Origin of the sequence: Saccharopolyspora pogona (assembly GCF_014697215.1) — a bacterium.
Lineage (GTDB): Bacteria > Actinomycetota > Actinomycetes > Mycobacteriales > Pseudonocardiaceae > Saccharopolyspora > Saccharopolyspora hattusasensis.
In genome coordinates, this window is sequence record NZ_CP031142.1 from 6,887,834 (window position 1) to 6,909,600 (window position 21,767).

Annotated in this window: 28 protein-coding genes and 1 pseudogene; 11 read left to right on the plus strand and 18 right to left on the minus strand. The window is 67.9% G+C overall.

All coding sequences use genetic code 11. The features are described from left to right. Positions 1–76 precede the first annotated feature (76 nt). On the plus strand, positions 77–1,072 hold the full coding sequence (locus DL519_RS32210) for an aldo/keto reductase (protein ID WP_190820408.1): 996 nt from the start codon (positions 77–79) through the stop codon (positions 1,070–1,072). Positions 1,073–1,305: 233 nt separating this feature from the next. On the opposite strand, the gene DL519_RS32215 is transcribed toward DL519_RS32210, so the two are convergent. Further along, positions 1,306–1,956 (minus strand): sigma-70 family RNA polymerase sigma factor, encoded by a 651-nt coding sequence (locus tag DL519_RS32215; protein ID WP_190820409.1) that lies wholly within the window; start codon positions 1,954–1,956, stop codon positions 1,306–1,308. A 32-nt stretch (positions 1,957–1,988) separates the two neighbouring features. On the opposite strand from DL519_RS32215, the gene DL519_RS32220 reads away from it, so the two are divergent. Both DL519_RS32220 and DL519_RS50465 read left to right on the plus strand, forming a co-directional pair. Then, positions 1,989–2,147 (plus strand): hypothetical protein, encoded by a 159-nt coding sequence (locus tag DL519_RS32220; protein ID WP_190820411.1) that lies wholly within the window; start codon positions 1,989–1,991, stop codon positions 2,145–2,147. 150 nt (positions 2,148–2,297) lie between these two features. Continuing rightward, complete coding sequence (locus DL519_RS50465; protein WP_190820413.1) at positions 2,298–2,453, plus strand: helix-turn-helix domain-containing protein; 156 nt, start codon at positions 2,298–2,300, stop codon at positions 2,451–2,453. Between the two features lie 52 nt (positions 2,454–2,505). Here the strand turns inward: DL519_RS50465 and DL519_RS32230 are convergent, their stop codons facing one another. Beyond that, entirely contained in the window at positions 2,506–3,417 is a 912-nt protein-coding gene (locus DL519_RS32230) for an LLM class flavin-dependent oxidoreductase (RefSeq protein WP_190820415.1), read from the minus strand. A 147-nt stretch (positions 3,418–3,564) separates the two neighbouring features. Here DL519_RS32230 and DL519_RS32235 point away from each other — a divergent pair, with 147 nt between their 5' ends. After that, positions 3,565–4,395 (plus strand): NAD(P)H-binding protein, encoded by an 831-nt coding sequence (locus tag DL519_RS32235; protein ID WP_190820417.1) that lies wholly within the window; start codon positions 3,565–3,567, stop codon positions 4,393–4,395. Between the two features lie 357 nt (positions 4,396–4,752). Beyond that, the gene (locus tag DL519_RS32240) at positions 4,753–5,586 is read left to right on the plus strand and encodes a transposase family protein (protein WP_190818447.1); all 834 of its coding nucleotides are present in this window, start codon (positions 4,753–4,755) and stop codon (positions 5,584–5,586) included. 206 nt (positions 5,587–5,792) lie between these two features. Here the strand turns inward: DL519_RS32240 and DL519_RS32245 are convergent, their stop codons facing one another. Beyond that, entirely contained in the window at positions 5,793–6,344 is a 552-nt protein-coding gene (locus tag DL519_RS32245) for a chorismate mutase (protein WP_190820419.1), read from the minus strand. A gap of 311 nt (positions 6,345–6,655) precedes the next feature. Between DL519_RS32245 and DL519_RS32250 the strand changes: the two genes are divergently transcribed. Further along, the gene (locus DL519_RS32250) at positions 6,656–7,213 is read left to right on the plus strand and encodes a phosphatase PAP2 family protein (protein ID WP_190820421.1); all 558 of its coding nucleotides are present in this window, start codon (positions 6,656–6,658) and stop codon (positions 7,211–7,213) included. 214 nt (positions 7,214–7,427) lie between these two features. Here DL519_RS32250 and DL519_RS32255 read toward each other — a convergent pair whose 3' ends face one another. Together DL519_RS32255 and DL519_RS32260 are read right to left on the minus strand one after the other, a co-directional pair. Continuing rightward, positions 7,428–7,637: a hypothetical protein gene (locus DL519_RS32255; protein WP_190820423.1), complete on the minus strand. Its 210-nt coding sequence runs from the start codon at positions 7,635–7,637 to the stop codon at positions 7,428–7,430. 153 nt (positions 7,638–7,790) lie between these two features. Next, entirely contained in the window at positions 7,791–8,000 is a 210-nt protein-coding gene (locus DL519_RS32260) for a hypothetical protein (RefSeq protein ID WP_223839831.1), read from the minus strand. Positions 8,001–8,131: 131 nt separating this feature from the next. On the opposite strand from DL519_RS32260, the gene DL519_RS32265 reads away from it, so the two are divergent. Next, positions 8,132–8,974, plus strand: a complete 843-nt coding sequence (locus DL519_RS32265) for a helix-turn-helix domain-containing protein (RefSeq protein ID WP_190820427.1) — start codon at positions 8,132–8,134, stop codon at positions 8,972–8,974. Then, the gene (locus tag DL519_RS32270) at positions 8,971–9,165 is read left to right on the plus strand and encodes a DUF397 domain-containing protein (RefSeq protein WP_190820429.1); all 195 of its coding nucleotides are present in this window, start codon (positions 8,971–8,973) and stop codon (positions 9,163–9,165) included. Before DL519_RS32265 ends, DL519_RS32270 begins: the two co-directional genes overlap by 4 nt. 74 nt (positions 9,166–9,239) lie before the next feature. On the opposite strand, the gene DL519_RS32275 is transcribed toward DL519_RS32270, so the two are convergent. After that, positions 9,240–10,385 carry a DUF418 domain-containing protein gene (locus DL519_RS32275; protein ID WP_190820431.1) on the minus strand — a complete coding sequence of 382 codons (1,146 nt, stop codon included), beginning with the start codon at positions 10,383–10,385 and terminating at the stop codon, positions 9,240–9,242. Positions 10,386–10,501: 116 nt separating this feature from the next. Here DL519_RS32275 and DL519_RS32280 point away from each other — a divergent pair, with 116 nt between their 5' ends. After that, a complete protein-coding gene (locus DL519_RS32280; RefSeq protein WP_190820433.1) occupies positions 10,502–11,113 on the plus strand; it encodes a TetR/AcrR family transcriptional regulator in 612 nt (203 codons plus the stop codon). An 80-nt stretch (positions 11,114–11,193) separates the two neighbouring features. Here the strand turns inward: DL519_RS32280 and DL519_RS32285 are convergent, their stop codons facing one another. From DL519_RS32285 to DL519_RS32295, 3 genes are all read right to left on the minus strand, one after another. Continuing rightward, a complete protein-coding gene (locus tag DL519_RS32285) occupies positions 11,194–11,442 on the minus strand; it encodes a hypothetical protein (RefSeq protein ID WP_190820435.1) in 249 nt (82 codons plus the stop codon). A gap of 11 nt (positions 11,443–11,453) precedes the next feature. Next, positions 11,454–12,074 carry a hypothetical protein gene (locus DL519_RS32290; RefSeq protein WP_190820437.1) on the minus strand — a complete coding sequence of 207 codons (621 nt, stop codon included), beginning with the start codon at positions 12,072–12,074 and terminating at the stop codon, positions 11,454–11,456. Positions 12,075–12,203: 129 nt separating this feature from the next. Continuing rightward, entirely contained in the window at positions 12,204–12,824 is a 621-nt protein-coding gene (locus tag DL519_RS32295; RefSeq protein WP_190820439.1) for a YigZ family protein, read from the minus strand. Between the two features lie 191 nt (positions 12,825–13,015). Here DL519_RS32295 and DL519_RS32300 point away from each other — a divergent pair, with 191 nt between their 5' ends. Beyond that, entirely contained in the window at positions 13,016–13,174 is a 159-nt protein-coding gene (locus DL519_RS32300) for a hypothetical protein (protein WP_223839832.1), read from the plus strand. Between the two features lie 111 nt (positions 13,175–13,285). Here the strand turns inward: DL519_RS32300 and DL519_RS32305 are convergent. Continuing rightward, positions 13,286–13,778 (minus strand): annotated as a pseudogene (locus tag DL519_RS32305) (5-methyltetrahydropteroyltriglutamate--homocysteine S-methyltransferase); the annotation flags it as partial. A gap of 259 nt (positions 13,779–14,037) precedes the next feature. Between DL519_RS32305 and DL519_RS32310 the strand changes: the two are divergent. After that, positions 14,038–15,186, plus strand: a complete 1,149-nt coding sequence (locus DL519_RS32310; RefSeq protein WP_223839834.1) for an FAD-dependent monooxygenase — start codon at positions 14,038–14,040, stop codon at positions 15,184–15,186. 208 nt (positions 15,187–15,394) lie between these two features. On the opposite strand, the gene DL519_RS32315 is transcribed toward DL519_RS32310, so the two are convergent. The 8 genes from DL519_RS32315 to ctaD form a co-directional block, all read right to left on the minus strand. Then, positions 15,395–15,709, minus strand: coding sequence for a hypothetical protein (locus DL519_RS32315; protein ID WP_190820443.1), 315 nt, complete (start codon positions 15,707–15,709; stop codon positions 15,395–15,397). A 202-nt stretch (positions 15,710–15,911) separates the two neighbouring features. Next, on the minus strand, positions 15,912–16,742 hold the full coding sequence (locus DL519_RS32320) for an aldo/keto reductase (protein ID WP_190820445.1): 831 nt from the start codon (positions 16,740–16,742) through the stop codon (positions 15,912–15,914). 125 nt (positions 16,743–16,867) lie between these two features. Then, positions 16,868–18,076: an MFS transporter gene (locus DL519_RS32325; protein ID WP_190820447.1), complete on the minus strand. Its 1,209-nt coding sequence runs from the start codon at positions 18,074–18,076 to the stop codon at positions 16,868–16,870. Positions 18,077–18,246: 170 nt separating this feature from the next. Next, complete coding sequence (locus DL519_RS49095) at positions 18,247–18,432, minus strand: hypothetical protein (RefSeq protein ID WP_263399743.1); 186 nt, start codon at positions 18,430–18,432, stop codon at positions 18,247–18,249. Positions 18,433–19,032: 600 nt separating this feature from the next. Further along, positions 19,033–19,137, minus strand: coding sequence for a helix-turn-helix transcriptional regulator (locus DL519_RS50470; protein WP_397544996.1), 105 nt, complete (start codon positions 19,135–19,137; stop codon positions 19,033–19,035). 59 nt (positions 19,138–19,196) lie between these two features. Then, a complete protein-coding gene (locus tag DL519_RS32340) occupies positions 19,197–19,478 on the minus strand; it encodes a DUF7134 domain-containing protein (RefSeq protein ID WP_190820449.1) in 282 nt (93 codons plus the stop codon). Between the two features lie 69 nt (positions 19,479–19,547). Further along, positions 19,548–20,015, minus strand: a complete 468-nt coding sequence (locus DL519_RS32345) for a MarR family winged helix-turn-helix transcriptional regulator (protein ID WP_223839837.1) — start codon at positions 20,013–20,015, stop codon at positions 19,548–19,550. Between the two features lie 33 nt (positions 20,016–20,048). Then, the gene (ctaD, locus tag DL519_RS32350) at positions 20,049–21,755 is read right to left on the minus strand and encodes an aa3-type cytochrome oxidase subunit I (protein WP_190820453.1); all 1,707 of its coding nucleotides are present in this window, start codon (positions 21,753–21,755) and stop codon (positions 20,049–20,051) included. Between the last annotated feature and the right edge of the window lie 12 nt (positions 21,756–21,767).

Here is a 21,767-nt window from a genome sequence, read left to right on the forward strand (position 1 = left end):
CCCAGGAGAAACGCGCCCTGCCGCGCGCCCGCGATCGGGCCGAACATGGGTGGCAGCCGATCCGAAGGGGAACGAGATGACGTTACGGCAGGTTCAGCTGGGATCCGGCCCGGTGGTGGGCGCGCAGGGCCTCGGCTGCATGGGGATGAGCGAGTTCTACGGCCCGACCGACCAGGACGAGGCGCGGCGCACGCTGGAGCACGCCCTGGAGCGGGGCGTGACCCTGTTCGACACCGCCGACATCTACGGCTCGGGCGCCAACGAGGAGTTCCTCGCCCCGTTCGTGAACGCGCACCGCGAGCAGGTGGTGCTGGCCACCAAGTTCGGCCTGGTCCGCAAGGCCGACGACCCGAACTACCGGGGCTTCCGCGGTGACGCGGCCTACGTGCGGGAGGCGGCCGAGGCGAGCCTGCGGCGGCTCAACATCGACGTGATCGACCTCTACTACATGCATCGGCGTGACCTGACGGTGCCGATCGAGGAGACCGTCGGGGCGATGGCGGAGCTGGTCGCGGAGGGCAAGGTGCGCCACCTCGGGCTGTCCGAGGTGACCGGCGACGAGCTGCGGGCCGCACACGCCGTGCACCCGATCGCCGCGGTGCAGAGCGAGTGGTCGGTGTTCAACCGCGACGTGGAGAACACCGCGGTGCCCGCGGCCAAGGAGCTCGGCGTGGCGCTCGTGCCCTACTCGCCGCTGGGGCGCGGGTTCCTGACCGGGGCGTTCGCAGACGCCGCGAAGCTGTCGGACGGCGACTTCCGGCGGAAGTTCCCGCAGTACTCCGGGGAGAACGCGGCCCGCAACGCCGAACTCCTGGAGCCGCTTCGGGAGGTCGCGCAGCGGCACGGCGCGACGCTCGCGCAGGTGGCGCTGGCCTGGCTGTACGCGCAGCAGGACGGCCCGGCGTTGGTGCCGATCCCGGGCACCCGGCGCCGCACCAGGCTCGACGAGAACCTCGGCGCCGTCGACGTCGCGCTCACGGCGGCCGACCTCGCCCTCCTGGATCCGATCTCGTCGAAGGTCGCGGGCACCCGCTACGCCGACATGAGCTTCACCTCGGCGGCCCGCGAGTAGCCCGGCCTGCGGGATCCCGATCTGCGTGCGCCCAACGCGCGCCTCGGGCCCGCCGCCGAAACCGGCTCTGGAGCGAACGGCCTGTACGCCCCGGTAGGCGAGACGAACGGGCCGTTCGCTCCATTCCGTCATCGTGGCGGTGCGTGTTGTTGGGTGGGGTGAACGGACTGTTTGCTCCGGTAGGTGAGGCGGACGGGCCGTTCGCTTCAGTCGTGGCGGGCGGCTGGACCGCGTCAGCTGACGTAGGTCAGGAGGCGTTCGGCTCGGTCGGGTTCCCGGAGCTTGCACAGGACGCGGTGCTCCAGCTGGCGGATCCGCTCGCGGGTGACGCCGAGCTCGTGGCCGATCTCCGCCAGCGTGCGCTGCCGGCAGTCGTCGAGCCCGCAACCGGATGACCTGCTGTTCGCGCGGGCTGAGCCTGCAGAGAACATTCTCGATCTCGTTGCACAGCAACTGGATTCCCGCCGCGTCGTGGTCGTCGGGGCGGGGCAGCAGATCGGCCAGCGTGCTGCAAGTCCGGGCCGATGGGCTGGTCCAGGCTGAGCGGTTCCTGCGCGACCGAGAGCAGTTCGAGCAGCTGGCAGAAGCAGTTCGAGCAGCTGGCAGAACGGGAGTTTCAGCGCTTCCGCGAGCTCGTCGTACCGAGGGGATCGGCCCAGCTCCGCGGCCAGGTCCCGCCGCACGCGCGCCACCCGGGCGAGCTGCTCGGTCACATGCACCGGCAGCCGGATGGTGCGCGACTGGTCCACCAGCGCCCGGCCGATCGCCTTGCGGATCCACCAGGTCGCGTAGGTGGCGAACCGGAAACCCGGGGTGTGGTCGTACTTCTCGGCGGCGCGCAGCAGCCCGACGTTGCCCTCCTGGATCAGGTCCAGCAACGGCATGCCACGCCCGGCGGGTCGAGCACTTCACGCAGTTGCCGTTTCTCGTCCTCGCCGCCAATTGGCCGGCGAAGCAGCACGTCCTGTGCCTGAATCCGGGCAGCGGCATAGAGCTGATCACCGGTGGCGAAACCGTCGGCGAAATCGTCACCGCGCTCAGCGAAGCACTGTCCGAACACGACTTCGCCGGTTGAGATCCGCGGGAATGGAAACGAATGCGGCGCCGCCTCGTCGAGACTGTTGTGAGGACACGCGAAAGCGAGCCGTCGCCGGTCTCGGACTCCGCAGTCCGCTGCGGCGCTTAATCACCAATGATTCGATGGCTCTTCGATTGAGGTGGTCTTGTGGGCGCGACCGGGAGCAAGTTGGGGCGGTTGGTCAGCGGATTCCGCAAACGAGCTGGTCTCACGCAACTCCAAGTCGCCGAACAGGCCGGATTGAGCGCGGCTGGGCTGCGCGATGTGGAGCAGGGCCGCGTGGTGCGACCCGCACCCCACTAGCCGGCATCGGTAAGAACGCGCCGGGTGGATAGCGCACCCAAGCCTCGGTTCGTCACTTCGACCTGAGGCACCTCGGTCGCTCCGCCGGATCGAGGAGCTGGCGGACCTGGCCGAGCAGGTCGCAGGAGCTGTGCCAGTCGCCGTCCACGGCGAACGCTATCTTCTCGACACCCACCTCGGCGTAGGCGGCGAGCTGCTCCGCGACCTGCTCGGGCGTCCCCGCGACGACGTAGTCACGGGCCACATCGACCGGAATCCCGAAGAGCTTTGCCAGATTCCCCGCGCAGCGGTCGAGCAGACCGGCGTCCGGACGATTGACCAGGCTGCCCTGGATCGCGAGGCCCAGGCGCGGAGCCGGGCGACCGCCCTCCTCGGCGAGCTCGCGCAGCCGCGCGGCCTTGGTGCGGATCCCGTCCGGCCTGTGCATCTCGGCGATCCAGCCGTCGCCGAAGCAAGCCGCGCGGCGCAGCGCGGCAGGCGCGGAGCCGCCGATCCACAGCGGCGGCACGGCGACAGTCGGGGTGAGCTGCGCGGTAGCGCCGTGCGGCAGCACGGTCGGCTCGCCGGCCAGCAGCGACGGCAGGAGCTGCAGGAACTCGTCGGTGCGCCGGCCGCGCGTAGCGGCGTCGAGGCCCACGGCGGCGTAGCCGCTGTCGTGGTCGCCGACGCCGATGCCGAGGTGCAGGCGGTCGCCGCCGGTAAGGTTTTGCAGCGTCGCGATCTGCTTGGCCGCGCACACGAGTGGTCGCAGCGCGGGGAGATAGACGGCGAAGCCGATGTCGATGCACTCTGTCACGGCAGCCGCCGTGGCCAGGGCCAGCATGCCGTCCAGCGCCGGAACCCCGTTGGCGAGGTGGTCGCCGCTCCAGATGGCGTCCAGCTCGGCGTCCACGGCGTGGTAGGCCGCCTCGCGGATCTCGGGCTCCGCCGCGCTGGGCAAGAAGATTCCGACTTCGACCGGCATGGTTCGCTCCCGAGGTCCGCGGGATCAGTGCTGGTCCCAAGCATCGAACCTCCAGCGCGCTGGAGGTCAAGCCGCCGCGGTCGGTGTTGACCTCCAGTTAAATCGAACTCTTAGCGTTCGTGCCAGTCGAACGAAGGAGCTGCGGCGATGAGCGGCGACAAGGTTCTCGTGGTGGGGGCGACCGGCAAGGTGGGGAGGCACGTCGTCGCCGGGCTGGTCGAGGAGGGTGTCCAGGTTCGCGCGATGACGACCCGCGACCCGACCGAGGTGGCGGCCCCGGACGGCGTGGAGGTGGTGCGGGGCGACGTGACCGACCCGGACTCGCTCCCGCTCGACGACGTCGGGTCGGTGTTCCTGGTCTGGCCGTTGATGTCGGCGGAGCTCGCGCCGCCGGTCGTGGAGGCGATCGCGAAGCGGGCCAGGCACATCGTCTACCTGTCGGCCACCAGCGTGGGCGACGACGAGGTGTTCCACACCCAGGTGGAACGGCTCATCGAGAAGTCCGATGTGGACTGGACGTTCCTGCGCGCCGGTGGATTCGCCAGCAACGTGCTGGGCTGGGCCGAAGCGATCCGCTCGGAAGGAGTGGTCCGCGATGCGTACGGCGCGGCGGCCCGGCCGCTGATCCATGAGAAGGACATCGCAGATGTCGCGGTGCGGGTGCTCCTCGAAGACGGCCACAACGGGGCGGCGTACGTCCTGACCGGGCCGGAGGTGTCGACCCAGGCCGAGCAGTTGCGAACGATAGGCGAGGTCATCGGCCGCCAGCTGAGGTGGGAGGAGCTCTCCCGAGAAGCAGCCCGCCGCCAACTGCTGGACAACGGCTGGCCGACGTCGTTCGCGGACGGCGCCCTCGCCTACTGGCAGCGGATCTCCCACGACCCGGAGCCGGTGTCCCCGGCGGTGGAAAAGGTGACGGGCCACCTACCAAGAACCTTCCGGGAATGGGTAGAAGACCACGCCACCGCCTTCCACTGACCCCGCCACGCCTTCCACTGACCCCGCCGAAGACTTCCGCTGACCCCTCCGTCGTCCGCTGACCGCTCCGTCGTCCGCTGACCCCTCCGATTTCAATGGAAATTGAAGACCATCGGCGTGTCGGGTCACAACACGCCGATGGCTGTGGACAACTTCCGCAATTTCAATGGGCTTTTTTCATCCTGATCTTGGCTGGTCAGAGGGTGTGGTCGTGGGTGGCGTGGTGTGGGCGGGCTGGCCAGGGCCATGATCATTTATCAAGATCATCTGACGGTGGCCGTGGTCGCGGAGAAGATGTGACGATGATCATGGCCGGTTGGCTGCAACGAGAGTGCCCCCGGCGGGGTTGGGGAGTGTGTGAAAACCCAATCCAGCCCCGCCGAGGGCACCGAACCCATTGTGTACCAAGCCCAACTTCCCGTGTCGAGGGCCACGATCGACTACCTCGCCTCGCTGATCACCACGCACTGCAGGAAAATCCGCTCTCGCTGGCGCAAGGTGACCCCTGGTACGCAGGCGATCATCGTGCTCGCGGTGCTGCGTCACGACCAGCGGCTGCTGGACATCGCCGGCGGCAACAGGGTGTCGGCCTCGACGATCCGCCGCTGGGTGCTGGAGGTCATCGACCTGCTGGCCGCCCGTGCCCCGCGCCTGGACCGCGTCCTGAGCAAAGTGGCCCGCGGCGGGGGTGAGGTCGTGCTGCTGGATGGCACCCTGGTGCGCACCCAGCGCCGCACCGGCAAGAACAACCGGCGCAACTACAGCGGCAAACACAAAGCCCACGGCCTGCTGTTTCTCGCCCTCACCGACCACAAAGGCAACCTGTTGTGGTTCTCTGCGGCCAAACCAGGGCGGGCCTCGGAAGTCACCACCGCCCGCCACAACAACATCACCACCGCACTCCGGGACGCCGAACTCGGCGCGATGTGCGACCTCGGATTCACCGGACTGGAAGACGACCCCGACGAACCCGTGATCATCATCGGCCGCCGCGCCGCCCGCGCCCACCCGCTCACCGACGCCCAGAAACAAGCCAACCAACTCGTTGCCCGCGAACGCGCCACCTGCGAACACGGCTTCGCCGACCTCAAAAACTGGCGCATCCTCACCCGCCTACGCATGCACGCAGCCAACGCCACCCGCCTACTACGGGCCCTGCTGGTGCTGACCAACCTCGAAATCACCCGCTGACAAACGATCATCAAAAATGATCATCGCCCCTGACCAGCCCACACACACCCCACCCCACCCCGTCAACCCCCCACCACCAGCACAAACAGGATGAAAAAACCCCAATGGAAATCGGACCTCTGATTTCCATTGAAATTGCGGTCAGAGCGCTGGGACCAGGCGTTGGGGGAAGGTGCTGGGGGAAGGCGTTGGGGCCAGGTGTTGGGTCAGGGGCGGGTGCAGATCGACGGGATCGCCCGGGTCAGGCCGAGCTGGTGCAGGCAGTTCAGCCGCAGGTCGGTCCGGGTGTGCTGGAAGGCGCTGGTCAGCCGGCCGCCGCAGGCCGGGCGTTCGCGCAGTTGCCGGGTATCGCGCAGTTCCAGCAGGATCTCGTCGTTCAGCCGGTCGATGATCGGCCGGATCTCACCCAGGTCGGGGTGTTCGGCCGGCCGTTCGTCGGGGTGCGCCGCCCAGCGCTCGTGCAGGGCGCGTTGGACAAGCTTGCTGGCCTCGATCTGGTCCCGGAAGACCCGCTTCGCCTCCTCCGGGTCGATGCCCAGCTCCAGCGACTTGCGCGCGACGGCGTCGAGCACCTGCTGCTCCCGCCCCGGGTCGTCGATCGGCTGGCCGGTGCCCCACTTGGCCTCCGCCACCGTGTCCGATGTGGTGACGCGCTCGGCGGCCGACCGGAGCAGCGGATCCAGCGACTCCCGTTCGCTAATGTGGGCCGGGGATGCGAGCGTGGCGATGATGGTGCTGACGAGGAGAAGTGAACGCACGACTACCTCCTAGTCGACGATCCAGCCGAGTCAGGGTACTGCGCACCAACCGCCGAAAAGCCGGCGAAGACAGCAACTTTCAACCGTCTCACCGAACATGTCCACACCGTCGCGCAACCCGGATCACGATCCGTAGCCAACGGGGCGGCCGTCGCGGTCACCCGTTGCTGCGTCGATTTCGCGCGAGATCGCGCCACCCGGATGTCGGGATTCTGCCGAAAGTAAGGGTGGCAGGACGAGCCACCACAGCACGTCCCGTTTCGGCACCTTCACCGCATCGACGCTACCGGTCGGTCGGTAATGTCGGATTGGTGCGGAGTCTGCTGGAGCTGAGCGCGGAGTGGTACCGGGCGATCGCGGAGTGGGCGATTTCGACACCGCACTGGGTGCACGCCTTCGCGCTGTTCCGCACCCAGGCGCTGCTGGCGGTGTTCGCTCTGCTGACGCTGGTCGCGTGGTGGCGAGCGGACCGGCGGCTGGCGGTGCTGGTCGCACCGCTGCTGGCGGGCGGGGCCGCGTGGGTGGCCGCCGGGTTGGTCAAGGACGTCTTCCAGCAGGACCGGCCGTGCCGGGCGATGACGATCCCGGGCGGCACGATCGAGAACTGCGCCGACGTGAGCATCTGGTCCTTGCCGAGCGGCCACTCGGCGACGGCCGCGGCCTTCGCGGTGGCGCTGGCGATGCTGTGGCACCGCATCACGGCGATCGCGGTGCTTCTCGCGCTGGTCGAAGGGTTCTCGCGGATCTTCATCGGCGTCCACTACCCGCACGACGTCTTGGCGGGGTACCTCCTCGGCGCGGTCCTGGGAGCGGTGAGCGTCTTCGCCTGCAACGCCCTGCGATTCCAACGGAACTCGGCGGAGATGTGACTCGGGCGGTCGGCAGCGTCGCAGCGCAAGGTTGACCTGGTCACCCCGTCCTTGGTCTTTTGGGTTGCTATGGCTGCCCGCAGACTCACGGCCCCACCCGGACTTCGACCCGATCGACTTGGACTGCCAAACCCTGCAGGTCCTGGGCCAAAAGCACCGCCTGATCCTCCTGACGGCAGAACCGGGTACCCCGAACCACAAGGCCCTCGAACACCTAAGAGCCGCGGCCGAGTAGCGCGTGCCGGCCGTAGACCTCGGTCTCCATCTCGCGTTGTCGCTCTATCGCAACCCGCGCGCACAGCTGCCAAACGCCCAGTGCTCCTTCACCCGCGCCTGCGTGCTGGCCGGTCGACCGGCCGATCCAACCGAAGGCGACGATGCCGAAGGTCAAGGCGGCCAGCAGAGAGCTGATCAGAACGACCATTTCGCTGTCCTTTCCTGGAAGAAGGCCCGGCAGGGGCGAGCGTCGAGGGGGGATCTCGCCCCTGCCGGGGAGACCTCGCCGAACCGGGCCGGGGGAACGACGGCCGGCGAGGCCGCTGGGGGAAGGCGCCGATTTCGCGCAGTGAAATCGCCCTCAGAAGTCCCAGACGGCCGAAGGTGAGCCGCGGCGCTGGTACTCCGTGACGCATCCGGCGCACTGGGCGGTAATGCTGGCCGTGCGCGGCGTGGCGGGCCACGGTCCGGGCTTGTCGGTGATGCCATGCCGAACTTTCATCCCGGCCGGGACGATCCAGTACACGACGCCCTCCCGCCGAGCGGCCAGCGAAGCTGCATCGAACTCCACCCACCAAGCCCTCGAACCCATGTCAATCAGCCCTGTCATCTGTGGCAATAACATTCTCAACAAGGATGGGAATTCTCAATTACTCGATCGAGCGATCTTGATAGGCGATGCCGTCCCTCTAGGCTGACCACATGGCGAACACCCCTCGTGCCCGAGCACTGGCGAAGGAGTTGCGAGCCCTGCGGAAGGCGCGTGGTCTGACGCTCGAAGAGCTCGCTGCGGAAGTCGGTTTGTCGCGGGCGAAAGTCAGTCGCGTCGAAAACGCACAGCAAGGCATTGCCGAGGCCGATGTCGCGACGCTTCTGGCTGGGCTGAAGGTGAAGGGCGCCGATCGCGAGCGTTTGTTGAAGATGGCGCGCGAGCTTGACCAGCCTGTGTGGTGGGAGCTCCACAAGGGACTGACGTCGCAGATCACAGGTTTGATCGACGCGGAACAGCGGGCGGTTCGCATCACCGAGGTCTCGATGGCCTACGTCCCTGGCTTGCTTCAAACTCGCGCCTACTCCCGGGCGATCTTCGAGGTCGGCAGCAAGACCATGACTGAGATCGATGAAGCCGTGAACGTTCGGCAGGTGCGGCAAGGAGTGCTCTACAAGTCAGAACCCGTAAAGTTGGCAGTGTTCCTGGACGAAGGGGTGCTGGCTCGGCCAGTGGGTGGGCCGCAGGTGGCCGCAGAGCAGTTTCGGCACGTGCTCAAAGCGATCGAGCAGCCGAACATCACGGTCCGTGTCGCGCCCACCAGTCTCGGCGCGCACCTGGGGCTGGACGGCGGCTTCTCACTACTGGAGTTCGTCCGGGGCAACGCGAACATATATGTCGAGGCGCACAACTCAGGATTGCTGCTGAACGACCCTGCCGAAGAACCTCCGTTCCGAGCGACAATCAGCAAGCTCGGAGACGTAGCGATGAGCCCGGAGCAGTCGGCACGGCTCATCGCTACCTACGCGGTGAGGTTCGAAAGCGAGAAGGCATGACATACGCGTTAGCAAGCTGGCACAAGAGCACCTACAGCGGCCACAACACGGGTTGCGTCGAGGTCGGTTCAGCCTCGGGACTGGTGGGCGTCAGGGATACGAAGGATCGGGACGGTGGGACGTTAGCCGTGTCTCGGGGGGCTTGGGCGCGGTTCCTCGCTGCTGTGAAGGCGGATCACTTCCGCAGCTGACGGACGTTTTGGCTGGTCAGGGCCCGTGAGTACTTTGTGTTGCTATAGCACCCGAAACCACTCACGGGCATCTGTCACCGTTGGGGTAGGCGGTAGGCCCGGTTCCAGGCCGCTTCGAGGGGGCCTCGTTCGAAGTGCCGGAGCCACCACGTCGACAGGGCCATGAACGTTGCGCAGATCGTTGCCCAGATCACCAGGACCCACCACGGGCGGGCCCAGTCGAAGCGCGTTGCCAGGCCGAATCCCCAGCCGTAGCACAGGATCGTCGCCACGAGGTTCTGGAAGACGTAGCAGGACAACGCCGTTCGGCCGACCGAGGTCAGTCCCCGGTGCAGCGGCCCCGGGGCACCGCGCATCGCGCCGACCACCGAGGGGATCAGTCCCAGCAGGCCCAGCGCGATGATCGGCGGCAGGATGTAGCGGTCCACCATGAACCAGCCGTGCCCCGCGTAAACGGTGACCAGGTTCAACGGCACGCCGACGCCGAACCCGAATAGCATCAGCCGGTTCCGCAGCCGTTGCCCCTCGGGCGCGAACACACCTGCGCGGTACAGCCGGGCGCCGATCAGGAACAGCGCCGTGGACATCGGGATGATGAAGATCGCTTCGATCCGGTAGGTCCCCCAGTCGGCGATTCGCGACGAGAGTTGGTCGAGGTGGCTGCCGGAGGCGTACAGCTGCGACGGCTCGCCGCCACCGCCGATCGATGCGTGTCCGCTCAGCAGGCCGAACGTGCACACGCCGATGAACGCGACGTGCAGCGAGGCCATCGCGATCGTCCAGCCCCTGATCGCCCGCTCGCTGCGGCCGATCAGGTACGCGACCAGCATCGACGTCACCGCGTAGCTCATCAGCACGTCGAACTCGAAGATCAGCACGTAGTGCAGCAGGCCCTCGGTGAACAGCAGCGCCGCCCGCCACAGGTACCAGCCGGGCCAGCGCCCGCGCCGCTGCAGCGCCGACCGGTACTGCAGCTCCAGGCCGATGCCGAACAGCAGCGTGAGCAGCGCCAGGAACTTGCCGTTGGCGAGGAAGCGGATGGCCGCCTCGATGTTCGCGGTGATCGTCCCGGTGGCCACCGCGGTCAGCGAGCCGGCGGGTCCTTCCGGGTCGGTGAAGATCCAGATGTTGGTACCCAGCGTGCCTAGGATGGCGACGCCGCGGATGACGTCTATCGCGGTGATCCTTCTGGAGGTGGGTGCTTGCTGTAGGTCGGTCATGGATTCCCCAGTCGTACGAACTCGCCTCCGCAATCACGGAGGGTTACGATGCAAGTGCATGGTAAACCGTTGATTGGCCGGTTTGCAATGCGGTCGCATTGGAAAGGTGCAGGAGCGTGCCCAAGCAGGTGGACCACGAGGCCCGGCGGATCCAGATCGCCGAGGCGCTGATGCGGCTGGCCAGCCGAGGCGGCCTGGAAGCGGTGAGCCTGCGCGACGTCGCGTCGGAAGCAGGCGTCTCGATGGGCGCGGTGCAGCACTACTTCAAGTCGAAGGACGAGATGCTGACCTTCGCGATGAACCACGTGAACAACCGCGCCGAGCAGCGGATCGTGGGGCAGCTGACGAGCATGCCGACGCGGCCGGAGGCGCGGGTGGTGATGCGGACGCTGATGCTCGAGATGCTGGCGCTGTCCGACGACAGCCGCATGGAATACCTGACGCACGTGGCGTTCTTCCTGCGAGCGCTGGCGTCGCCGGAAATGGCGGAGCTCTACCGCCAGCAGTGGCCGCAACTGGAAGCGTGGGTGGCCGGCGAGCTCCGGTTCGCGCAGGAATCCGGAGAACTACCGGCCGACCGGAACCCGGAAAGAGAAGCGGAAGCCCTGCTCCTGATCCCGGACGGCCTATCGGTGGGCCTGCTCCTGGGCCAACGCACGAGCGAAGAGGCGATCAGATCGATCGACTACCACCTGGACCGCCTCTTCGGAACTTACACAGTGGACTGAGCGACTTGCTGGGAGGAACAACCCGCGCTGCTCGAGGTGTTGAACGTTGCGTTTCAGCCAGGCGGGTGTGGTCAGAGCGCTTACTGCCGGGCCTCGCCACCAGTGTGCCCCTGATCCCGGTCCGGTCCGGTGAGGGGGAACGGCTCGAAGTTGGTGTCCAGCCCGATGGGGAAGTTCTCCTTGCTCCACGAATCCAGCACTTCACCCTTGTCGATCTTCTCCTGGGTGTAGCGCTGCGCTTCCTGCATGCTCTCCCAGACTTCGGGGCTGGCATCTTCCTTTTTGGTCGTGTACTGATCCATCAGGGCGGCGAACTCGTCCGGAGTCATCGCTTATCTCCCTAGGTCTCGCGTGTAGATGTGGACTTCGTCGCCCACTTTCGGATTTTGGGGGGCCGGGTGCGAGTTCGGCTGGGTTGGTGGGGGTGTGTGGGCATTCGGGGCGGCGTCCGGATGGTGAGCGGGATCTTGCTCTTGTCGCCGAGAAAGTCCGTGACCGTGTCCAGCGCGCGCCGACTCATGGATCCCGCTGTGCTGCTGCCGCCGGTTGCGAGGCCGGCGGCTACCTCCGGGGCTAGCTTTCCGAGGGGGCCGAAGGGGTCCTTGGTGAAGCTGTCGATTCCGGCACCGATCATCGCCTTGCCGGTGCCGATCGGGTCGCTGATGAATGCTTTGCCTGCTGCGACGGTGCTCGCTGCCAGGTTGCCGATGTTCTCGGCATACTGCGACGGGTGGGTCAGGTTGTACGGGTCGAACGGGTTGAGCACTCGGGCTTGCTGGAGCATGCCCAGGGCTCCGTCGAAGCTGCCCTTCCAGAAGTCGCCGGCGGACTCCGCGACGGTCCCGGCTGCGGCGGTGCGGAAGGTCGCCACCAGAGCGGCCGGACGCTCCACGGTCCGTCGGAACCGAAGCGCTTCCCGAACCAGCGGTGGCGCGTCCGGAATGGACGCTGCTGAACCCATGTCCCCCACATGCGCGTAGTAATCAGAACGCAGCGGGGAGTGACGTCATCCGATCGATCCGCAGCGGAAAAACGGCCAAACCGCGTGGCGTGCACCGTACAAAGTATTAGGCCGAACGGCGGTACGGGATCAGGGTTCCATTTCGGCGTAGGCGAGGTCGCCCAGCTCTGGTTCGGCGGCTCCGCCCGTGGCTTCCGCCAGCCAGGTCCGGAAGGTGTCCACTTCGGACTCCGGGACGTTGATGCGGAAGCGGACCTCGGCTTGGTAGTCCGTGTCCGCTACCTGGTAGCCCGCCGAGCGCAGGTCGTTGTCCAGCTTTCCGGCCAGCAGGTAGTCCACCGTGGTCGTCACGATGCGGACCGGGCGGCGTTCGAGCAGGCCCACGTGGTCCAGGGTGGCCGACACCGCGCCGCCATAGGCGCGCACCAGGCCGCCCGCGCCGAGCAGCACCCCGCCGAAGTAGCGGGTCACCACCGCGACCGCATTGGTGATCTCGTTGCGGCGCAGCACTTCAAGCATCGGCGCACCCGCCGTGCCCGCCGGCTCGCCGTCGTCGCTGGACTTCTGGAACTCCCTGGAGTCGCCGAGGACGAACGCGGAGCAGTGGTGCCGCGCGTCGTGGTGCAGCCGGCGGCGCTGCTGGATGAATTCCCGCGCTTCCGCCTCGGTGGTCACCCGTGCCAGCGCGCACAGGAAGCGAGACTTCTTCACCTCCAGCTCGTGCTCACCCGGCCGCTTGATCGTCCGCATCGGTCTCCTTTGTCCAGTGACGCCCGCCACTGCCGCGCAGCGCCCTCCGGGCCATCCTCCCATTCCGGAAACGGTGCAGGTCAGCGCGGTGATCCGGGCTGGAGGAGGTGGCGATTTCCGTTGTGGGCCGCGGGCCCGTAACGTCCCTCCTCATGGAGCAGTCATCGAGCCCGTTTGAACCAGGCACGCGGGTGCGCGCCACGTTCGGCCGGTTCCGTGATCGGGTCGGCACGGTGGTGGAGACCGCCACCGGTCTCCCCGAAGTCTTCGACGGTCCGGTCCTCTGGGTGCGGTTCGACGGAGCCGACGATCCCGGCCTGGTCGCAGGCAGATTTCTGGAAGCCGCCTGACCCCCGCGTCGGCGGCGGGTGGTCCCCGGTTTCAGTTGAAACCTCGCGGACCACCCCGGGATCCACAGTTTCAATTGAAACTGTGGAGTGTCCCAGCCGGGCCGAGCCGGCTCAGCCCCAGACCTCGGCGGCGGTTTCCGCGACGAGTCGCAACTTCGCCACTTCCTTCTCGTAGGTCAGCGCGTTGCCGTCCTTGGTGGAGGCGAAGCCGCACTGCGACGAGAGGCACGGCTGGTCGAGTTCGCTTGGCGGCCTCCTCGATCTGGCGCTTGAGCGCGTCCTTCGGCTCCAGCTCGCCGCGCTTGGTGGTGATCAGCCCGAGCACCACGGCCTTGCCCGCCCTTCGGCACGAACCGCAGCGGCGCGAAGCCGCCGGAGCGCGCGTCGTCGAACTCCCCGGGAAGAACCCGTCCACCTCGAGTTCGCTGAACAGCGCCTCGGCGACGAAGTCGTAGCCGCCCTCGGCGACCCACGAGGACCGGAAGTTCCCGCGGCACATGTGGGTGGTGGCCGACAGCGTGTCCGGCCGGCCAAGCAGCGAGTCGTTGATCAGCCCGATGGTCTGCAGGTGGGCGTGCTCGGCGCCGTCGCCGCGGCCGGCTGCGTGTTCGTCGCGGGCGTCGAGGAGACGTTGCGGGCGGAGCAGGCTGCCGACGTGGTCGGCGCGGAACGGGCGTGCGACGCGTGGGCTCATGCACGCAACATGGTTTGCGAATGCGATCGCGCCTAGTCGTGATTTCAACCGTCTTCGCCGGCCGGGCAACCGGGGTGTTCGCTGTGTGTGAGCAAGGACAATTCGGTATATCCGGTCGAGTGGATAAAATCGACTCGATAATCGACGTCGGGTATGACGGATGGAGACGATGCGGGTTCTCGTGATCGGGGCCGGAGTCGGGGGACTTGCCATCGCCAACGGATTGATCGACAAGGGCCACCACGTGCAGGTCTTCGAGCACGCGGACGCCCTGCGGACCACCGGCGCGGGCATCACGGTGTGGAGCAACGGCACCGCTGCGCTGCGCGAACTCGGCGTCGACATCGAGGCGGCGGGCCGTCCGCTGCACAGCCTCCGGTCTGTCACCGAAACCGGTCGGCTGCTCTGGGAGGCCGATCTCGGCGAGGTCACCGAGCGCTTGGGCTCGCCGACGGTGCAGATCCCCCGCCGCACGCTGATCGCGGAGATGGCCGCCGCGCTGCCGCCGGGCGTGCTGCACTTCGGCCGCCGCTGCGTCGGCGTCACCGAGCACCCGGACCACGTCGTCGTCGAGTTCGCTGACGGCGGCTCGGCCGCCGGGGACGTGCTGATCGGCGCCGACGGCCAGGGTTCGGTGGTGCGCCGCGAGGTGCTGGGCGGTGACCCGGCGCGGCCGACAGGCTGGGCCAGCTGGCAGGGCATGACCCGCAGCGACCTGCCGATCGCGCACGGTCACCAGACGCTCAACATCGCCGGCCGCAACGCGCACTGCGGCCTCATCCCGACCGGCGACGGGCTGCTCCACTGGTGGTTCGACATGCCCTGGAAGGACGGCGACCCGGTGCTGTCCGTCGCCGACCTGCGGCAGGTCTTCCGCGGCTGGCCGGGCCCGGTCGAGGAACTGCTGGCCTCGGTCACCGACGACGACCTTGGGTTCTTCCCGCACATCCGGCACAAGGTGCCGCAGGTCTGGGGCGGCCCGCGCAGCACGCTGCTGGGCGACGCGGTGCACGCGATGCCGCCCGCCGTGGCGCAGGCGGCCAACCAGACGTTGGAGGACGCCTGGTTGCTCACCCAGTTCTTGTCCAATGTGGACCGCGAACCGGCGGAGCTGCTGCGGGCCTACGAGCAGGAGCGGCGACCGCGCGCGCTGAAGGTATCGCGCACCGCGGCGCTGACCTCGGCGCAGCGCAGCACCCCGTTGCAGCGCCTGGCGAGGTTCCCGAGGTGGCTGGCGACCCGCAGCCAGGTGGCCTCGCTGCGCTCCGGCAGCAACGTCCTCCGCCTCGCCCGGCAACCCCAGGTCCAGGTCGCCTGAACCTCCCGCGGCACCGCCTCGGCGGACCTGGTCAGTTCTCGGGCAGCACGATTGAGCCCCCGACGTTCTCGTCGTCGCTGCCCAGCAGGAGGCCGCCGCCGAGCTCGTTCAGCGCCTTGACCTTGTGGCCCGGGAAAACGCCGATCCGTTGCGGGCCTGCGGGCCTGCGGGCCTGCGGGCCTGCGGGCCTGCGGGTCCTGGTCGATGGTCAGGCGCAGCGGACCGCGTCGATCGCCGCCAGGTCGACCGGGACCTCGCCCCGCCAGTCCAGCGGTTCGGCGTCGGTGAGGCGCCCTTGCCGCAGCGTGAGCCAGGTCGCCCGGTTCTCGCCGTCCTTCTTGTTGTCCCGGACGATGATCGCGTCGGCCGATTCGGGGGTGGCGTCGACGAGGGCGATTCCGCTGATGCCCGAGGTGATTCCGTCGCCGACCAGCTGCCAGTCCGCATCGGGCGCGGCTGACCCGGCGTTAGGCAACGCGAGCGCGAGCGCGAGGGAAACGGCGCCGACGAGAGTTCTGTGCACGGGGCTACCTCCACGGTGGGTGCGATCGACCGGCTGTCACCTTCAAGAGCTCGCCGTAGATCTACCGACCGCGACCTCGCGGGACAACGGCCGTTCCTCGGTGTCCCGTTCCACCCGGCGAACGGGGGCGTCCCAGCGGCGATTTAGCGGCAGCAAGAAGCCCTCCCCGCCCGGTCGGCGAGGAGGGCTTCCGGGCTGCGGGTCAGCCGCCGAAGACGTCCGGGTCGGGGCCGACGCGGATGCCGGTCTTCAGCGCCGTGATGCCCGCGACGTCATCGTCGGCGAGCTCGAAGTCGAAGACCTCGATGTTCTCCTTGATCCGCGAGGGCGTGACGGACTTCGGGATCGCGATGTTGCCCAGCTGGATTTGCCAGCGCAGCACGAGCTGCGCCGGGCTCTTGTCGTACTTCTCGGCCAGCGAAGCCAGCGACGCATCGTCGAGCAGGCCCTTGCCCTGACCCAGCGGGCTCCACGCCTCGGTGGCGATGCCGTGCTCGGCGTGGAACGCGCGCAGCTCGGCCTGCGGCAGGTTCGGGTGCAGCTCGATCTGGTTGACCGCGGGCACCGCGTCGGTCTCCTCGAACAACCGGCGCAGGTGCGGGATCTGGAAGTTCGACACCCCGATCGCCTTGGCGCGGCCGTCGGCGTGCAGCTGCTGGAACGCCTTCCAAGTCTCGACGTAGCGGTCCTTGGCCGGGAGCGGCCAGTGGATCAGGTAGAGGTCGACGTAGTCGAGCCCGAGCTTGGTGAGGCTCTCGTCGAAGGCCTTCAGCGTGCGTTCGCAGCCCTGGGAGTCGTTCCCGAGCTTGGTGGTGACGAACAGTTCCTCGCGCTTGAGGCCCGATTCGGCGATCGCCTTGCCCACACCCTCCTCGTTGCCGTACACCGCGGCCGTGTCGATGCTGCGGTACCCGGCCTGCAGCGCCGCCAGCACCCGCTCGACGACCTGGCCGGCCGGGACCTGGAAGACGCCGTAACCCAGCTGTGGCATCGCTGCGCCGGTGTTGAGCGTGATGTTCGGAACCTGTGTCATGAGGGTGTTTTCCTCCACCGATTTCGGATTGTTCGTTCCGCGAATCGCGGGCTGGTGTCCGCCTTGCCGGTCACCGTATTCGGTGCGGTAAGCCCCGGCTAGCCGATCTGCCTAGCGGGAAGCCCTCAGCCGACCTCGATCGACTCGGTGGGCTGCGCGGCGCGGTGCGAGACCAGGACCTCGGACCGCTGGGGCCGCCGGTCCAGCCAGCCGGAGACCAGCGCGAAGCCCAGGCCGACCACCGCCAGCAGGGCTCCCACCCAGCTCGGCGCGGTCAACCCAAGACCGGCGGCGATCACCACGCCGCCGAGGTAGGCGCCCAGCGAGTTGGCGATGTTGAAGGTCGACTGGATGCTCGCCGAGCCCAGCGCCGGGGCCTCCTTGGCCTGGTCCAGGATTCGCGCCTGGATGCTGGGGATCGCCGCGAACCCGGTCGCGCCGATCAGGAACACCGTGATCGGCGCCAGCGCCGCGCTGTGCGAGGTGACCACGAACAGTGCCAGGCAGGCCGCCAGCGCGCCGAGGAAGACGTACAGCGTCTTCATCGGAGCCCGGTCGGCGAGTCGCCCGCCGACCGCGGTGCCGACGGTCATCCCGACGCCGAACAGCGCCAGCAGCAGGGTGACCGCGGTCGGCGTGTAGCCGGTGACGTCGGTCAGCACCGGCTTGATGTAGCTGTAGAAGGAGAAGGTCGCGGCGAAGCCGAAGACCACGACGGCGAACGCCAGCCAGACCTGCGGGCGGCGGAACGCGCGCAGCTCGCCGCGCACGCTGACGTCGGTGGGCTTGGGCTGGTCGGGCACCAGCGCCGCGACCGCGGCCAGCGCGATGATGCCGATCACCGCGACCAGGCCGAACGCCCAGCGCCAGCCGAGCGCCTGGCCGAGCAGCGTGCCGACCGGGACGCCGACGATGTTCGCCACGGTGAGCCCGATGAACATCATCGAGATGGCCTGGGCGCGCTTGTCGGTGGCGACCAGGCTCGCGGCGACCACGGCACCGATGCCGAAGAACACGCCGTGTGGCAGGCCCGCGAGGAACCGGGCGCCGAGCAATAGCTCGTGCGTAGGCGCGAACGCCGAGCACAGGTTCCCGACGGTGAACAGCACCAGCATGCTGAGCAGCATCGTCTTGCGCTTGAACCGCATGCCCAGCATGGTCAGCAGCGGTGCGCCGATGACAACGCCGAGCGCGTACAGCGAGATGTAGCCTCCGGCGTCCGGGATCGACACCTGCAGGTCGGTGGCGACTTCGGGCAGCAGGCCCATCATCACGAACTCGGTCGTTCCAATCCCGAATGCGGCGATGGCCAGGGCCAACAGGGCAATGGGCAAGGTGAAGTCTCCCCTTGAAATGCCGGACGGTTTGTCGCGTTCTCGCCGACCGGGCGCACAGCGGTGCGCGTCACATTCCGGTGTTCGAGAACGATTCAGGAAGACGGCTATCACTGGCGCTCCCCAGACGTGTTCAACAGTAGTCCGGCGCCCCGCTGTTCCCGAAGCGGTTATGAACCGCGCCACGTCGGGAACCGCTCTTTCTGCCGAGCAGGCAGGGGAAATTGTTCGTCCACAATTTCGTCCACAATGGACGTTGTCTGGTGTACGGGAACGCCGCGCAGGTTGTCTTCCAGCGGCACGGTGACCTGCTGCTCGACCACTTCGGGGGAGGCGCCCGGGTAGGCGGCCACCACCGAGGGCGTCGGGAGTTCGACCGGCGGCAGCAGCTGCTGCTTGAGCGCGGGTACGGCGACCGCCGGAACCCGGCCACCACGAGGCTCCGGTGGACGAGGCTCAGCCTGGCCATGCGGACATGTCGGGGGTGTTCCTTCAGTCGGCGGGCGCGCGGACCGGTTCGCGCGCCGCCAAGCCGCTGGGCAGGTCGAACCACCGAATCCGGGCAGGTTCGGTTCCAGGAGCGGCGTCGTCCCTCGCGGTGTGGGACTCGCCGCGCCGCCGCAGCGCTCGCTACCGCTCGTCGTCGGGCCGCGGCATGTGCAGCACGGCTGACCAGGCGGCAGCGGCCGGTCGCCCGGTGTCCACGAGGGTCGTTCCGAACGGAGTTCGCGTCCGCCCAACGCGGACACGTCGACGTACTGCGAACGCCGTACCGATCCCCCGCGACCCGTCCAGCTGTCCCGCCCACCGCCGTCCCGCCCATACCGCGGTTTCCATTGAAATCGAACCCCCGATTTCAATTGAAATTGCGGACTTCCGGGGCCAGGGCGCCGTGGGAGGTGGGGTTTCGTAGGCGATCACCACCAGTTGGGCGCGATCCCGCGCACCGAGCTTCATCATCGACCGGTCAGCGGACTAACGAACAGGCGCTCCGCGATCTCCTCGTTGGACAGCCCGGCGGCGACCAGCGCCAGCACCTCGCGTTCCCGGGCGGTCAGCACCGCGAGCCGTTGCGGATCGGAGCCGACCAGCCGCTCCGGCTGCGCCAGGAACCGGGCGATCAGGCGTCGCCGCCCGCGACGACGCGGACCGCGTCGATGAGCGGCCTGGGCGACGCGCCGAACGCCAGGTAGGCCGCCGAGCTGAGACCGGTGCACACCAGGACCGGGATCGGCCAGCGCCGGCGGAAGACGAGCAGGCCGCACAGGGTGGTGCCGAGCCCGGCGGTCCACGGCAGCTCCGTCGGCCCGTTCACGATCGACGTGCCCACGATGATCGCGTACGCGATCGCCGCGAGCAGGATGTCCAGCCACACCTGCCTGGGCCGCGCGCGCTGGTTCACGGTACGGACGAGTCCTCGCCGGCGCGTCTGCCCTGGGGCGCACTGGTCGGTACCGCGCTGGGTAGTACGTCAGCGGATGGTGCGGTATCCGGGGTGGACACCCAGGGCCAGGCCGTGGCTCTCAGCCAAGCGTTCCAGGAGCGCCTGGAGCCGGGCGCGTTCGTCGGCGTCGAGGGCCTCGCAGAAGTCGGCCTCGTGCGCGGCAGCCACGGCGCGGATCTTGTCCAGCAGCTCGGTGCCCTCCTCGGTGAGGGTCAGCTCGTGGACGCGGCGGTCGCGGGTGCTGCGGGTGCGGGTGACCAGGCCGCGGCCCTCCAGGTCGTCGACGAACGTGACGACCTTGCTGGGCAGCATCCCGAGGTTCCCGGCCAGCGTCTGCTGGCTCAGCCCCGGCTGCGCGGCGATCATCCGCAGCATGCCGACCTGGGGCGGGGTCAGGTCGAGCGCGCCGACGCGCTCGGCGAACTTCGTCGCGGCCTGCGTGCCCAGCTGGGTGAGCAGGAACGCGACGCCTGCCTTGGGGATCTCTGCTGCCACACCAAATACTCTACCAACCATGAATCGTTCAAATTACGAATGATTTGCGCCGCGGCGCAGGCTTGCGTGCGCCTCGATGTCCATGCGCTCGGTCATGTGCGGGTAGTGCAGCTCGAACGCCGGCCGGACCGACCGGATGCGCGGAAGCGCGGTGAAGTTGTGCCGCGGAGGAGGGCACGACGTGGCCCATTCCAGCGAGTTCCCGTGTCCCCACGGGTCGTCCACGGTCACCACTGCGCCGAAGCGGTAGCTGATGAAGACGTTGTACAGGAACGGCAGGATCGAGGCTCCCAAGATGAACGCGCCGATGGTCGACACCACGTTCAGCGTGGTGAATCCGTCGGAGCTCAGGTAGTCGGCGTAGCGCCGCGGCATGCCCTCGCTGCCCAGCCAGTGCTGCACCAGGAATGTGCCGTGGAAGCCGATGAAGGTCAGCCAGAAGTGCAGCTTGCCCAGCCGCTCGTCCATCATCCGGCCGGTCATCTTCGGGAACCAGAAGTACATCCCGGCGAACACCGCGAACACGATCGTCCCGAACAGCACGTAGTGGAAGTGCGCGACCACGAAGTAGGTGTCGGTGATGTGGAAGTCCAGCGGCGGTGACGCGAGGATGACGCCGGTCAGCCCGCCCAGCAGGAACGTCACCATGAACCCCACCGCGAACAGCATCGGTGATTCGAAGGTCAGGTGGCCGCGCCACATGGTGCCGATCCAGTTGAAGAACTTGATCCCGGTCGGGATCGCGATGAGGAACGTGGCGAACGAGAAGAACGGCAGCAGTACCGCACCGGTGGCGAACATGTGGTGCGCCCACACGAGCATCGACAGGCCCATGATCAGCAGCGTGGCGAACACCAGACCGGTGTAGCCGAACAGCGGTTTCCGGCTGAACACCGGGAATATCTCGGTCACGATGCCGAAGAACGGCAGCGCGACGATGTAGACCTCCGGATGGCCGAAGAACCAGAACAGGTGCTGGAAGAGGATGGCCCCGCCGTTGGCCGGGTCGAACACGTGCCCGCCCAAGTGCCGGTCGATCAGGAGCCCGAACAGCGTGGCGGCCAGGATCGGGAACGCCATCAACACCAGCAGGCTGGTGGCCAGGATGTTCCAGCAGAAGATCGGCATCCGCCACATCGTCATACCGGGACAGCGCAGGCACACCAGCGTGGTGATCATGTTGACCGCGCCCAGGATCGTGCCCAGGCCGCTGAGGATCAGCCCGGCCGCCCACACGTCGCCGCCCGGGCCCTGGCTGAACATCCCGCGCGACAGCGGCGTGTAGGCGGTCCAGCCGAAGTCGGCCGCGCCGCCCGGCAGCAGGAACCCGCTGAGCACGATCAGCCCGCCGAACAGGAATAGCCAGAACGACAGCGCGTTCAACCGTGGGAACGCCACGTCCGGCGCTCCGATCTGCAGCGGCAGCACGACGTTGGCGAAGCCGAACACGATCGGTGTGGCGAACAGCAGCAGCATGACCGTGCCGTGCATCGTGAACAGCTGGTTGTACTGCTCCTGCGACAGGAACTGCAGGCCCGGTTGCGCCAGCTCGCCGCGGATCAGCAGCGCCATCGAGCCGCCGACGATGAAGAAGAAGAACGAGGCGATCAGGTAGAGGATCCCGATGTCCTTGGGATCCGTGGTGCGCAGCCATGGGATCAGGCGCTGACCTTTGAGCGGGCGCCTGGTAGTCCGCGACCGCGTCGGAACCGCGGTGGGTTCGATCCTGACAGTTGCCATGCCAGTCTCCTG